11 protein-coding genes are annotated in these 14171 nt (G+C 70.5%); 7 read left to right on the top strand and 4 right to left on the bottom strand.

What is annotated here, in order from left to right:
* The first annotated feature begins 34 nt into the window (after positions 1–34).
* The 5 genes from ADL01_RS18225 (at position 35) to ADL01_RS18205 (ending at position 4627) form a co-directional block, all read left to right on the top strand.
* Positions 35–1534 carry an APC family permease gene (locus tag ADL01_RS18225; RefSeq protein ID WP_078960597.1) on the top strand — a complete coding sequence of 500 codons (1500 nt, stop codon included), beginning with the start codon at positions 35–37 and terminating at the stop codon, positions 1532–1534.
* On the top strand, positions 1531–2247 hold the full coding sequence (locus tag ADL01_RS18220) for an IclR family transcriptional regulator (protein ID WP_053743060.1): 717 nt from the start codon (positions 1531–1533) through the stop codon (positions 2245–2247). Before ADL01_RS18225 ends, ADL01_RS18220 begins: the two co-directional genes overlap by 4 nt.
* 129 nt (positions 2248–2376) lie before the next feature.
* Positions 2377–2781, top strand: coding sequence for a hypothetical protein (locus ADL01_RS18215; RefSeq protein ID WP_234354693.1), 405 nt, complete (start codon positions 2377–2379; stop codon positions 2779–2781).
* Entirely contained in the window at positions 2778–3635 is an 858-nt protein-coding gene (locus ADL01_RS18210; RefSeq protein WP_234354692.1) for a hypothetical protein, read from the top strand. The genes ADL01_RS18215 and ADL01_RS18210 overlap by 4 nt, the downstream gene beginning before the upstream one ends.
* A gap of 131 nt (positions 3636–3766) precedes the next feature.
* Entirely contained in the window at positions 3767–4627 is an 861-nt protein-coding gene (locus ADL01_RS18205; protein ID WP_053743058.1) for a hypothetical protein, read from the top strand.
* Here ADL01_RS18205 and ADL01_RS18200 read toward each other — a convergent pair.
* The 4 genes from ADL01_RS18200 to ADL01_RS18185 form a co-directional block, all read right to left on the bottom strand.
* On the bottom strand, positions 4620–7565 hold the full coding sequence (locus ADL01_RS18200; protein WP_053743101.1) for a helix-turn-helix transcriptional regulator: 2946 nt from the start codon (positions 7563–7565) through the stop codon (positions 4620–4622). The two genes, ADL01_RS18205 and ADL01_RS18200, sit on opposite strands and share 8 nt — an antisense overlap.
* A gap of 170 nt (positions 7566–7735) precedes the next feature.
* Positions 7736–8338, bottom strand: a complete 603-nt coding sequence (locus tag ADL01_RS18195) for a DUF742 domain-containing protein (protein WP_053743057.1) — start codon at positions 8336–8338, stop codon at positions 7736–7738.
* 15 nt (positions 8339–8353) lie between these two features.
* Complete coding sequence (locus ADL01_RS18190) at positions 8354–8797, bottom strand: roadblock/LC7 domain-containing protein (protein WP_053743056.1); 444 nt, start codon at positions 8795–8797, stop codon at positions 8354–8356.
* Positions 8794–11373: a nitrate- and nitrite sensing domain-containing protein gene (locus ADL01_RS18185; protein WP_159049563.1), complete on the bottom strand. Its 2580-nt coding sequence runs from the start codon at positions 11371–11373 to the stop codon at positions 8794–8796. The genes ADL01_RS18190 and ADL01_RS18185 overlap by 4 nt, the downstream gene beginning before the upstream one ends.
* Positions 11374–12183: 810 nt before the next feature.
* Here ADL01_RS18185 and ADL01_RS42135 point away from each other — a divergent pair.
* Both ADL01_RS42135 and ADL01_RS18175 read left to right on the top strand, forming a co-directional pair.
* Positions 12184–12576 (top strand): DUF485 domain-containing protein, encoded by a 393-nt coding sequence (locus ADL01_RS42135; RefSeq protein WP_234354691.1) that lies wholly within the window; start codon positions 12184–12186, stop codon positions 12574–12576.
* Complete coding sequence (locus ADL01_RS18175) at positions 12573–14168, top strand: cation acetate symporter (RefSeq protein ID WP_053743054.1); 1596 nt, start codon at positions 12573–12575, stop codon at positions 14166–14168. The genes ADL01_RS42135 and ADL01_RS18175 overlap by 4 nt, the downstream gene beginning before the upstream one ends.
* Positions 14169–14171 lie beyond the last annotated feature (3 nt).

The raw sequence follows: 14171 nt of genomic DNA, 5'->3' as shown, positions 1-14171 counted from the left end.
TCCGGAGTCGCTGAGGCGGTCTACGGTGCCGCTCATGACGACATACCCGGAGCAGGTCGCGGCGGCTGCCGCCCAGGCGGCCGGCGTGCGCCCCGGACCCCGGCTGCCGGGTCTGGACCGGCGCAATCTCGGGCCGGTCCAGGTGTTCGCCCAGTCGGTGTCGGCCACGGCCCCTGCCGCCGCGATGGCCACCGCACCCGCGATGGCGGCGCTCAACGCCGGGCCCGGGGTCGTGTGGTCCTTCGTGGCCGCGACCGTCATCGCGCTGCTCATCGGATCGTGCGTCGGGCAGTTCACCCGGCGGATGGCGGCGGCCGGCTCGCTGTACAGCCTCGCCAGCAAGGGGCTGGGGCCCGCCGCCGGCTTCGCCTGCGGCGGCGCGCTCCTGGTCGGCTACGGACTGCTGGTCTCGGCGGCGCTCACGGGCTGCGCGGTGCACTTGCTGAAGCTGCTGGCCCGGATCGGGGCACCCGTGGCGTCCGGGGCAGCCGTGGCTGTCGTGATCGTTGTGCTGGGGCTCGCCGCGGCGTTCTTCGCGGTCCGGGGCATCCGGCTCTCGGCCCGGGTGGTCCTGCTCGTCGAAGGGGCGTCGATCACCCTGATCCTGGCGGTCTTCGGCCTGCTGCTCGGCCACGGCGTCTCCTGGCCGGCCGCCCCGCACCGTACGGAACCGGGTGGGGGTGGCATCGGCGGAGTGGCCGCGGGGGTACTGCCCGCGCTCGGGGCGTTCATCGGGTTCGAATCCGCGGCGGCCTTGGGGGTCGAGGCCCGCCGGCCCTTCCGGACCGTCCCCCGGGCGGTGCGGTGGACCGCGGGCGCGGCGGGGGCGATGTTCATCTGCGCGGCCGCCGTCCAGGTGCTGGGCTTCGCGGCCGTCCCCGAGGGCCTGGCAGGGCAGACGGACCCGCTCGGAGTGCTGGCCTCGGCCCAGCAACTGCCCTGGATCTCACCGCTGCTCGACGCGGGCATCGCCACCTCCTTCTTCGCCTGCGCCCTGGCGACCGCGAACGCCCTGGTGCGGGTGCTGTTCTCGATGGGCACCGAAGGCATCGCCCCGAGCGGACTGCGCCGTACACATCGCACCTACCGCACCCCGTACGTCGCCATCGCGATGGCGCTGCCGGTGACCACCGCGGTGCCGCTGACCGTCCTCGCCACGGGCACCCGCGCCGAGCGGGTGCTGGACCTGCTGCTCCAGGCATCGACGGTCGGCTACCTCGTCGCGTACCTGCTGGTCTGCCTGGCTGTGCCGTTCTTCCTGCGGGGCATCGGCGAGTCGACCCCCGGGCCGGTGGCCGCTGTGGTGGTCGTCGTGCCGGTGCTGGTGGCGGCACTCTGGGCATTCGCGGGTTCGGCGGCGGGGAGTTCGTACGCGGTGGTCTTCGCCGTACTGACCGGGGCGGGACTCCTCTGGTACGGGTGGCTGCGGCGGCGCCATCCCAGCCGGCTCGCGGGCATCGGCGTGTACGACGAGACCTCGTTCGCCGACCTCCTCGGCGGCGGCCCGGACCTGGCCCCGGACCGGCGAAGATGAACCCACTGCGTAACGCGCTGTCGGTCCTGGAGGAGGTGGCCGCCGCCGGCCCCGGAGTGACCGCCAAGGAGGTCTCCGCCGCCCTCGGGCTGGCGCCCGCGACCACCTACCGCCTGCTCAACCTGCTGGTCGCCGAGGAATACCTCGTCCGCCTTCCCGATCTGCGCGGCTTCGCCCTCGGCCGCCGTGCCGCCCGGCTTTCCGTACCGCAGGTGCCACGGCCGTGCACCGCTGCCCGCGCCGTGGTCACCGAACTGCGCCACCAGGTCCGCTGGGGCGTGCACCTGGCCACGTTCACCACCGGCCGCCTCGCCATTGCCGACCCCGACCCCGACCATCCGCCCACTGAGGAAGCCCTCTTGGCCCGCTATCCGCACGTCTCCTCACTCGGCAAACTGCTGCTCGCCGATCAGCCCGCCGCCCACCGCGCCGACGCACGGGAACTGCGGCGTTTCACCCCGCACACCATCACTGAACAAGCTGGCCTCGACCGCGAACTCTCAGCGGTGTCGGACGCCGCCGTCGCCCGCCAGCGCGGCGAACTCCGCCCGGACCGCGGCTGCCTCGCGGTCCCCGTACGCAGTCCCGCGACCGGCGTCCTCATCGCCGGACTCGCCCTTTGCGGTCCGCCCGACCGCATCGACGAACCCAACACCGGCCTGATCGCCCTCCTCCACGACCACGCCGCGCGGCTCGCCCCGCTGCTCTCGTGACGTCGCGGTTCCGCGCGCCGAATCGACAGCGGAGGAGAACGCGGCGGACGGACGGCGATCGCACATACGTACATGAAATACGTACTCCTACCGATGTGCCCCTGACAACTGTGCCGTTTCCTTGGGTTCATGACGACACCGAGCGTGAGAGCGCGGATGCCGAGGAGTGTCAGGCTGGCGGTGGTGGGGGTCTGGGTTCAGGCCGCGCTCAACCTGGCGGCGGGATTCCTGTTGCTGGCCGTCGTGAACGACGCGGTCGACCACGGTCAGGACGAAGGGGCGGGGCTTCTCCGGTTCGTGGCGGTGCTGTCGCTGCTGATCGCCGGGGCGCTGCTGCTGTGCGGCATGTTCGCGGGCAGTCGGTCGAACGGGCTGCGCGTCACGGTCATCGTCATCGAGGCGCTGAGCATGCTGAGCGGCGGGCTGGGGCTGCTCCAAGGGGGCGGCTTCTCGGTCGTCCCGGGCATCGTCTTCTCCCTCGCCGTGCTGCGGGGCTTCAGCTCCGCAGAGGCCAGGAACTGGTTCGACCAGTGAGGCGCGTACCCCGGGCGAATCGTTCCGCCCTGCCCGCTGTCGCCGCTCTCACCGTGGCCGTTCTGTTCGCCGGCGGCTGCTCGAGCGGCGACGACACCTCGCTTTCCGGGGATCCGTCCGAGAGCGCGACAGGGGTGTCCGAGTCGCCAACTCCCTCACCGACCCCGTCCCTCACTCCCGCGTATCCGACCGGAGCATCCGGCTGCCACTCCAACCAGGGGTGGACGACGGAGGAATCCACGGAATGGGTGCGGCGCTACGTCGACACGCCCGAGGACAACTACCAGGGAGGCGGGCTGAGGGTGGTCAGCCTGCCGGGATACAACGGCCCGCTCTGCCGGAAGATCACCGTGCAGATCGAGTTCTGGAAGCTGGTGTACGGAGTCGCGAACGGCGACGACGGCAATCGGCTGTCCGACGGCAGGAAACCCGACTACTACTTCGACATCAGCCGGGTGAAACGCGTCGAGCTCCATGTCGACGGGAGCGTCGACCAGACGATCGCCCTGCCCACGTCCCTCTACGCGACGGACCGCAGCCCCTGCGTGGGCACCCTCGTCTCGGTCACCGTGGGCAAGCCGCTGACGAGCAGGGAACTGCCCAAGGAGGTCGGGGTCAGCGGCTCGTCCCTCCAGCGCGACACGGTGGACTTCCGGTCGAAGCGGGTCGCCGACCACGAACTGACCGAGCCCTCGGCACCGCAGGTGTGCAGTCCGGACGGCAAGCCCACCGCCGACCCGGCCGATGTGCCCGCCCCGGGCTCCCAGCCGACGCGCCTCCTCCCGACCGACCTCTACCCGTCGCCCGACTACAGCTTCGACATCGACGACATCCTCCGCTCTCCCACGCCCTGAGCTTCCGCAGGGGACCTTGGGTGTGTTTCGAGCTGGTTTGGATTCTTACAGACATGCGATAGATAGCATCAACGGGCCCTGCCGCAAGGCTAGTTCGGCAGAGCCCCTCGACCTCACCATGGGGGAATCACATGCGTATACGCACTGCGGCCACCGCCCTTTCCGGCGCCCTCGTACTCTCGGCGCTCGTTCTTCCGGGTGCCGTCCAGGCGGCGGAGCGCCCTGAGGCGGCGACGGGTCTCAGAGCCTTCGCCTCGACGGGTGTCCTGCCGAAGGACGCGCTGGGCGGCACCACCTTCAAGAACGGGGTCGTCAACAAGGGCAAGGACGTCGTTCTCGGTGTGACGGGCAAGAAGGCCGTACCCGTCACGTTCACCGCCTTCGACAAGGAAGGCGTAGCCGTCACCCAGGCCGACCTGTGGCAGGGCACCGACAGTTCGAGCACCGACACCATCACCGGCGGCCTGCAGTCGGACGACAACCCCAGCTGCACGGAGACGCCGGTCCAGGACGGCTACAGCTACAGCTGCAAGACGGTCTTCAGCATCGACCCCGCGGTCGCCTTCAAGGACGGCAACGGCACCGCCGGGACCTGGAAACTCTTCCTCGGCGCCTACGACCTGTACGCGAACGCCAGTTACAACGACGACGTCGCCAGGACCAGGATCAAGCGCGCCGCCACGCTGACCGTCAACGCCTCCCCGGAGCCGGTGCGGCAGGGCAGGACCATCACGGTCACCGGCAAGCTGAACTACGCCAACTGGACCACGCACAAGTACGTGGGCTACGCGAACCAGCCGGTGCTGTTGCAGTTCCGCAAGAGGGGCGGCACCACCTACACCACCCTCAAGACGGTCAGGACCAGCAGGACCGGCACCTTGAGCACCACCACCAGGGCCGGCTCCGACGGCTTCTACCGCTTCGTCTTCGCCGGCACCACCACCACCGGCTCCGTGACCGCCGCCCCCGACTACATCGACGTCGTCAGGTAGGCGGGCCGGGTCGGTCCTCCTCCGCGCGGGCCTCCCCGAAACGGCTCCCGGGGCGGCGGCGGGCCATCAGCGTGGCCAGGGCGGTACGCGAGGAGACCCCGGTCTTGCGGAAGGCGCGGGAGACATGGGTCTCGACGGTACGCCGGCTGACGTAGAGCCGGTCGGCGATGGCCTGGCTGGTGAGCCCCTGCGCCACCAGCTCGGCTATCTCCAGCTCCCGGGCGGTCAGGGTGGCCAGCCGTCCGGAGAGTTCGGCGAGTTCGGGACGGTCCGGGGAGCCGTACGGGGCCTCGGAGCCGCCGCCGGGCGGACGGGTGGCGTCGGCGAGGCCGACCAGCATGCCGCTGCCGCCCGCCTCGGCGAGCCGACGTCCCCTGAGCCAGGCGTGCGTACCGCTGCGACCGCGGCCCGCCGCCGCTTCCAGCGGGGCGCCGAGCAGAAGGGAGTGGGCCTCCCAGAAGACCGCGCCGCAGCGGGCGCTCTCCGCCGCGGCCTCCGCGAACAGGTCCGCCGCCGCTGCCGTGTCCCCCTGGGCCAGCGGCAGATGGGCCGCGCTGCGCAGCGCGGAGGCCCGCTGCATCGGCAGCCCCAGTTGTTCCGCCTCCTTACGGGCCCGCTCGGCCCAGCCACGAGCCTCCCCGGTCTCGCCCGTCAGCAGCGCGGACGTGACCAGGATCTCCAGGTACAGCGGCCGCATCGAGGGCTGGATCCGCTGCAGTTCGGGGCCGCCGGCCTGGAGCATGGCGTCCCGGGCGCGGACCGGATCGCCGGCCATGAGCGCGGCCCAGCCGAAGATGCACCAGGCCGTGGAGGCCCACCAGTTGACCCCGGTACCGGCCGCGGCCACCGCTTCCTCCGCGACGGCGAGAGGGCGCGTATCGCCCGGCGGGCAGGCGGCGACGAGGGCCGAGGCCTTGCTCGCCAGCACGAACGCGAGCAACTGGTCGCTGCCGATACCGCGCGCTATGTCTTCGGCCTGGTCGGCGAGTTCCACCGCCGAGGAGACCCGGCAGGTCTGGACCCGGACATGGGACGCGCACAGCAGCAGATGGGGCACGACATAGAGCTGGCCGCTGCGGCGGGCGATGTCGAGGCCGCGCTCGGCGTGCCGCTCCGCGTCCGGGTACTGCTCCAGGAAGGCCTCCGCCCAGCCGAGCCGGGCCAGTGGTTCGCACAGGGCGGTGAGGTCGTTGTCGGGCAGGGAATCGACCAGGGCGGCGGCCTGCCGGGCGAGCCCGTGCGCCGCGGCCATGTTGCCCTCGTACGCCTCTCCCAGGGCGGCGACGGCGAGGACGCCCGCCTCTCCGATCTCGTCCCCCGTGGACCGGGCCGCCGCGAGGGCCGCCTCGACCTCGGTGCGCACCTGTGCGTACGAGGTGGCGCTGTCCAGGGGCGCGGCCGAGCCGAGCTCCAGGCCGAGCCGGACGACATGGCCCGGCGCGGGACCACGGGCCAGCTCGCGGCGCAACAGCGCGACGGCCTCGGTGCAGCGCCCCAGGTGACGTTCCACCAGTGCGCACAGGACGACCGCGCGCACTCTGAGGTCCTGGTCCTTGGCGGTGGTCGGGGCGCAGTGTGACCCCTGCTCGGTGGCGATCAGCTCCTGGAGCAGGTCGCGGCTCTCCCGCAGGCCACCGCACGCGGCCAGGGCGCGGGCCCGCCGCAGGGTCAACTCCCTTCGGCGGGCGGCGTGTTCGGGAGTGTGCGGCAGGTGGCGCAGGGCCACCTCGAGCCAGTGGGCGCAGCTCGCCGGGGCCGTTCGCGCGCTGCGTGCGGCGGCCTCGTCGAGCACGGCCACCGCTTCCGGGTCCCAGGCGGTCAGGGACTGTTCCACATGGTGGGCCCGCTCGGCGGCGGAGACACCGGCGCGGGCCAGCTCCTGCGCGGCGAGCCGGTGGATCTCGACGCGCCGTAAGAAGGGTGTGCTCTCGTGGACGAGGGTGCGGACGACCGGGTGCCGCAGGGTCAGCAGGCCCTGCGGGCCGGAGCGCAGCAGGTCGCGGCGGGCCAGGGCGTGGACGTCGTCGGTGAACGCGGCGCCGGAGCGGCCGGTCACCCGGCTCACCATCGCCGGGGTGGCGTGCTCGCCCAGGACCGCCACGGCCTCGACGATGCCGCGCCGGGAGGGGGCGAGCGCGGTCAGCTCGTCCAGCAGCAGCGTGCCGAGCCCGGGCGGCACCGAGGACTCGGGCGTCGTACCCCCGCGGTGGGCCTGAAGGAGGGTCAGGAAGTAGAACGGGTTGCCCTCGCTCGCGGCGTACAGCGCGGCGGTCTCGGCGGGCGGCAGGCCGGGGCCGGCCAGTTCGGCGCAGTCGCCCGCGCTCAGCGGCCGCAGTCCGAGTCTGACGACCGCGCCGGTGTCGAGCCCCCGGGTGAGCCTGGCGGCGAGGGACTCGGGGCTCTGACGGTCACGGCGGGTCACGGCCAGGACGACGGGGGCGTGCACGGGATGGCGTACGAGATGGTCCAGCAGCTCCTGCGACGCGGGATCCGCCCAGTGCAGGTCGTCCAGGGCCAGCAGCAGCCCGGACGGGGCGGCGAGCCGGGCGAGCAGGGCGGCCGTGGACCGGTGCAGTCCGAAACGGTCGACCGCGGCGCCGCTCTGCTGAAAGAGGGGCGCCACGGCGTCGGTCTCCTGGAAGCCGGCCGGCGCGTGCGGGTCGAGGTGGGCGAGCGCGTCGGTGAACACCTGGAACGGCATCTGCCGCTCGTACTCCGTGGCTCTGCCGCGCAGTACCGTCATTCCGCGTCGGCTCGCCCGCGCGCAGACCTCGCCGAGCAGCCGGCTCTTGCCGATGCCGGCCTCACCGGTGATGTCGACGAGCCGGGAACGGCTGCTGTCACGGGGCTCCGCGCCCCTCGCCGGGCCGCGTGCGTCGCGGGCCGCGCGGTCGAGCAGCTCGTCGAACAGGGCCAGTTCGAGGGACCGGCCCAGCAACGGAGTCCCGTGCCCGGCGTCCCCCATCGCCCCGTTCGCCCCCACAGTTGCCCCCTTGTGTCGATATCCCCCTCACACATCATTCACTTCTGGTGATCGTCGTAACCGCCGCGTCGGCGAACCGGAGGCTGGACGAGGCACGATCTCGACGACGCCGCCGAGGGCGCCCGTCAGAGCTGACGCAGTCCGGCCAGCACCCTCTCCATCAGTGCCAGGGTCGGGGCGTCGCCGGCGTCGGTCGCCGCCTCGTGGACGACGATCATCCCGCGATCCGCCAGGTCACCGAGGAGAACCTTGGCCACACCCAGCGGCACCGCGACGAGCGCCGCCACCTCGGCCACCGACATCGGTTCCCAGCACAGCTCGAGCACCGCGCGGTCCCACTGCGAGGCATCGACGGGGACACCGTTCGGATCGGTGGCGGTGACCAGGGTCTCGACCTCGAAATGGTGGTGCGACCTGGTCCGGCCGCCCGTCCACGCGTAGGCGCGGACGAATGAGGCCGGTGACCCCGGCGCCACGTGCCCGGCCTCCCAGGTGGCCGACTGGTGGTCCACCGGGGCAGCCGGCCCGTACGACTCGGGGGCGGGCGGCGGCGAGGCCGCGTCGCTCTCGTCGTACGCCGTGTCCTGCGGCGTGCCAGGCGTGTCGGAGGTCTTCCGCTTACGTCGTCCCGTGCCGAAGCTGAACGCGTTCATGACGTCGGCGAAGGTCTGTTCGTCCTCCGCTTCCGGATCTCTTCGAGGGCCGGACGGGCCTTCCCCGGTGCTCATGTTCTCCCCGTCCGGCTATCGGGCCGCAGTCTGCTGGAACTGCTGGAACTGCTGCAGTTCGGTACGGAGTTCCGGGGTCAGCATCTCGCCGACCTGGTCGACGAGCACGGTCATCTCGTAGGCGATCTGGCCGATTTCGCATTCCGGAGCCGCCAGGGCGACCAGGCACGAGCCGTCTCGGATCGACATCATGAGCATGTTGCCGTGCTCCATCTGGATCACCGTGCGCAGCGCGGTCCCGGTCTCCAGACAGTGGGCGGCAGCCTGGACCAGGCTGACGGCGCCCGCCGCGATGGTGGACAGCTGCTCGGCTCGATCGTCCGCCAGCTGGTCCGACGCGGTGAGCAGCAGTCCGTCGGCCGAGATCACGACGGCGTGCGCCACATTGGGCACTCGCTCCGTGAAGTTGGTGACCAGCCAGCCGAGCTGGCTCACCTCCGGGGAGTGGGTTGATGTCATGGGTTCGTCCTGCCCGTCGCCGATGGATTGTGCGTCTGATCGGGCTGCGCCCGACGGATGCCCGACTGGTAGCTGCTGAGGAAGCTGTGGGCGCGACTGGCGTTCCGGCTCGCAGCCGCCCCGTCCTCGGTGACGGGGGCGGGCGGCTCGGGCCGGGCCGGAGCGGACCGGGTACGCGGAACCCTCTTGGGCAGCCCGGACTCTGTGAGGCCGGCCGGCTGGTCGGGCTCCCGCACACCGTTCCCGGCCGGGCGTGGGACAGCAGGTGGCGCGGGGTGGCCTGTCGCCCTCGGGGCGCCGGGTGCCTCGGTCGAGGACGACGGGGCAGGTGGGGGCTCCTCCGTCGCGGCGCGCGGCGCCGGTGCGTTCACGCTGTTCCCGGTGCTGTGGGCTGCCGTCGCCGGTGCGGGGAGGTCGAACCACGGCGGTCCGGCGTGTGTTGGACGCGCGCCCTTGTCGGCCGGTACGGGCCTCGTCGCCGCGGCGGCGACGGCGAACGGCCGCTGCGGCGGGCGCGACGCGGCGGTCCCGCTGTCGGTCCGGCCGCCGTCCGTGCGGCCGCCGTCCCTCCAGCCGCCGCGCGTCCGCGTCGGAGCCATGGCAGAGGGGCGTTCAGCCATGATGCCCGGCTCGTCGGTGCGGGCCGGTGCCCGCGTCGTGACCAGCTTGGCCGGTACCAGCACTCGGGCCCGCAGTCCCCTGAGGCCGGGCTGCGAGCTCAGGTTGACGGCGATGCCGTGCCGACCGGCCAGGCGACCGACCACGAACAGTCCCAACTGCCGGGACGCGGGCGCATCCGTGCCGGCGTCCGTCGCCAGGCGCCGGTTCGCCTTGGCCAGTTCGCCCTCGCTCATCCCGATGCCCGCGTCCTCGATCTCGATCAGCAGCGAGCCGTCGGGCTGCCGGGCACCGCCGATGACGACCTCGGTGTGCGGTGGGGAGAACGCGGTGGCGTTGTCGAGCAGTTCGGCGACCAGCCGCCCCAGGTCACCGGCGATGTACCCGACCACCTCGACGGAAGGGCCGGGCTGCACGAGGACGCGCTGGTAGTGCTCGATCTCGGAGACGGCACCCCGCAGCACGGTGTCCAGCACCGCACCGTGGGAGGAGCGCACAAGGCTGCTGCCGCACAGGACCATCATGTTCTCGTTGTTGCGCCGCATGCGCGTCGCCAGGTGATCGAGCGTGAAGAGGCTGGCCAGTTGCTCCGGGTCCTGTTCGTGCCGCTCGAGCTGTTCCATCAGCAGCAGCAGCCGGTCCACCAGACTCTGGCTGCGCCGTGAGAGGTTGACCAGGGTGTTCCTGAGGTCACCGCGCAGCGCGGCCTGCTCCGCCGCCAGGCGCACGGCCTGCGAGTGCACCGTGTCGAACGCCCTGGCGAGCTGACCGAACTCCTCCGTGGTGTGGACGGGCACGATGTCGACGACGGCGTCCGCCTTCCGCCCCTCGCGCATGCTCTCGACCGCGGCGGGCAGCCGGCGTTCCGCCACATCGAGCGCCGTCGAGCGCAGGACGGACAGCGACCGCAGCAGATGCCTGCCGATCCCGAGTCCGATGGCGAGGGCGAGCAGGAGTGCGGCGAAGAGGATGACGGACGCCATGCCCGCGCGGTTGCTCGTCTGGTCCTGGAGCGTGGCCGACGATGTGCGCAGCTTGTGGAGGAAGCCGTCCGACACCTTGTCGACGAGCGCTCCGGTGGCCTTGGAGTCGCGGCTCCAGCTCTCGGCCGCGACAGGCAACGACAGGGTGGCCTTCTGCGTGGCGTTCTGCCGTGTGCCCGACGCGAGGGGCTCGGCCAGCACGGTGCTCACGACGTGCGCACGCCGGCTGACGGCGGGGCCGGCGACCGTCCGCTGGTATTCGCTCAGCTCCTTGGCGGTGGCCTGCGTCCGGAAGTCACCGAGCTTGTCCCGCAGCCGTACGTCGGCCTCCTGCAGCGCCTTGATGATCGCCGGGGCCGGCGGAGGGCGTCGGCCGGCCGCCTGGAGCAGGATCGCGTGCTCGAGGCGGATCTGCTCCTCGACAGCCTCCAGGTCGTACAACGCGGTGGCCGACCTGGCGAGTTGGGGGGTGCCGAACCCGCTGACGAGTGCCTGGTCCAGATTGAGCAGCCCCGTGATGATCGTGCCGTAGTCATTGAGCGTGGCCCAGGAACCGATGCGGCCGGACGCCACCTGTGCGCGCAGGGCGGGCAGTCGGTCCAGGAGGCCGGCGGCGTCGCGGTAACGATTCGCCGTGACGCCCGTGAGGGAGACTTCGTGCTTCCTGGTGGTGGCGACGGCGGTCCGGGCCTTGTCGAGACTCCGCGTCTGCTGCCGCAGACCGGCGTCGGCGGTGGTGTCGTCGGTGGCCTCGATGCTCAGCCGTTCGACGGACATGATGCGTTCCCGCTGCAGGGCGTCCAGCAGAGTCCGCAGCTCACCACGCATCTTGACCAGGCGTTGCATGTCCGCGTAGGAGCGGGCGCCCTTGACGTCGTCACGGATCTGCACGACGCCCAGGCCGACGGCGAGCAGGGCGGGTACGACCAGCACCGCCGCCAGCTTCACCAACAGCCGCCAGTTCCGCCATTGCACGAGCGAAGCCCACCGGGACGGCCGTACCGGGCGCGCGGCCGCATGCCTGGCCGCCGTCACGATATGAGCTCCGCACTCGGAACAGCTTGCTCGCAGATACCTGTCACGATGCTGTTTTCTCCCGGGTTTTCACCTGAGCAGGACGGGGACGCCCGGCAGCACAGGGTGGTGCCGGAGGGATGGCGTGACTGACTGCGGTGTCACGTCACGGTGGGCGAACCAAGGAGCAGGCATGTGCCCCGGGCAGGGGAGGATTGCATTTCACAAACTGCGGGACGGTTCGACCAAGGGCCCTCAACCGACCCGGCGACTTCGCGGGTGCGCCCAAGGAAATCCATTGTTCCGTCTCCCAGCTCTCGTATGCGAACCGATCCCCGCACGCCCTGTACCGACCTGTCAAGTGCTACGGGATCCAGGCGAGTTTAGGGCAGCAGGGCGAACGGCAACAATGCGGCCCGCCGCCCCGAGGTGCCAACGGACCAAACCGTTACGCACATGTTCTCCACATTCAGTGGTTCGGTCGGCGACGCCGTGCGCCCGCCGTCCCGTTCGGTAAACGTTGGTAAAAAGAAGATCAAGCCGCCTTCAGTTCGCAACCGCCGAGGGCATTGAATGGTCGAACGGTTCTCGGGGGCGCGTCAGGACACCCGTGTCGGTTCCGGCGCCCGCCGCGTGAGTCGTGGGGTGTTGGTTGACGGTGCGTCGCGTCTCACTACACTTTCCACCGCTCGGGGGCTCTGGCTTGCTCCTACCCCTCGCTCGCCGCAGGAGCGTCCACGCGTCGTCCTGCCGAATCCCAGGAAGAGGACCGTGACCAGACCGGCGGGGCCGCCCATCTTCGAAGCGCCCGAGCGGCCTGCCGGACGGGAGTTCATCGACCCCCGTCACGATGGCGAGCCCAACTACCCGGCGATTCAGCAGAGCGAGGAGTTCTCCCGGCTGCGCCGACGGCTCCGGTTGTTCGTCTTTCCGATGAGCGCGCTTTTCTTCTGCTGGTACATGACGTTCGTTCTGCTTTCCGCCTACGCCCACGAGTTCATGAGCCGGAAAGTCACCGGCGAAATCAACATGGGCACCATTCTCGGCCTGATGCAGTTCGCGTCCACGATCACGATCGTTCTGACTTACCGGCGATTCGCCCGGAAGAAACTTGATCCGGCAGTGGACAGGATCCACGAACTGGCAGGAGTCGACAGAGAATGACATGGCAGACAGCCGCCGGCGCGACCGGCAGCCCCATGCTCAATCTGAGCGTGTTCCTGGTATTCGTGGCCATCACTCTGTTCATCGTCTACAAGGTCACCAACAGGAACCAGACGGCATCCGACTACTACGCCGCGGGCAGCTCCTTCACCGGTGTGCAGAACGGCATAGCACTGTCCGGCGACTTCCTCTCCGCAGCTTCCTTCCTGGGGATTTCCGGGGCGATCGCCGTTCATGGCTACGACGGGTTCCTCTACTCCGTCGGCTGGCTGGTCGCCTGGCTGGTCGCCCTCCTGCTCATCGGGGAGAGGCTGCGCAACACCGGGCGGTTCACCGTGGGTGACGTGATGGCCTTCCGTATGAGGCAGCGCCCGGTGCGGGCCGCCGCGGCCAACGCCACCCTGGTGATCACGTTCTTCTACATGCTCGCCCAGATGGCCGGCGCCGGTGGACTGATGGCCCTGTTGCTGAACGTGCACACCAGGGGCGGGCAGGCGCTCCTCATCAGCGGCGTGGGCGTCGTCATGCTCCTCTACGTCCTGGTGGGCGGGATGAAGGGCACGACCTGGGTCCAGATCATCAAAGCCGTCCTTCTCCTGATCTGTGTGACTTTCATCAGTGTGTTCATCATCGGCAAGTTCGGATTCAGCTTCTCGGCCCTTCTGCGACAAGCCACGCAGAACAGTCCGTTGGGCGAACGACTGCTCGAACCGGGCAGTTTGTACGGCCATAACGCGACGAGCCAACTCGAGTTCGTCTCTCTGGCCCTGGCGTTGGTCCTCGGTATCTCCAGCCTGCCGCACGTGCTGATGCGGTTCTATACCGTGCCCAATGCCAAGGAGGCGCGCAGATCGGTGGTGTGGTGCTCCTGGTCGATGTTCACGTTCTACCTGGGAATCCTCGTCGTCGGTTACGGCGCCACAGCGCTGGTCGGTTCCGACGTGATCGTTCACGCCCCGGGCGGCGAAAACTCCGCAGCGCCTCTGCTCGCCTTCCGTATCGGCGGAGTTGTGCTTCTGGGCGTCGTTTCGGCGGTGGCCTTCGCGACGATTCTGGCGGTTGTGGCCGGTCTGACCCTGGCCGCTTCGGCGTCGTTCGCCCATGACGTCTACGCCAACGTGATACGGCGCGGTAAGGCCGATCCCCGGTCCGAGATCCGGGTGGCCCGACTGACAGCGATCGTGATCGGCCTCCTGGCCATCATCGGCGGCATCGTGGCCGACGGGCAGAACGTCGCCTTCCTCGTGTCGCTGGCCCTGGCGCTCGCCGCCTCCGCCAACCTGCCGACGATGCTCTACACGCTGTACTGGAAGCGCTTCAACACCTCGGGGACGCTGTGGAGCATCTACGGCGGTCTGGTGTCGTGCCTCGTGCTCATCGTCTTCTCACCGGCGGTCTCGGGCACCCCCACGTCGATCATCAAGGGCGTCGACTTCCACTGGTTCCCGCTCATGAACCCCGGCATCGTGTCGATCCCCCTCTCCTTCGTGTGCGGATACCTCGGCACCGTATTCAGCAAGCGCCCCGCGGATCCGGACAAGCAGGCGGAGATGGAGGTCCGGGCGCTGACCGGAATCGGTGCCCAGCTGTAGCCG

The organism is Streptomyces sp. NRRL WC-3618, assembly GCF_001280005.1.
In the GTDB taxonomy this organism is placed as follows: domain Bacteria; phylum Actinomycetota; class Actinomycetes; order Streptomycetales; family Streptomycetaceae; genus Streptomyces.
The sequence above is the reverse complement of the archived record's forward strand: the minus strand, read 5'-3'. Positions and strand labels throughout refer to the sequence as shown.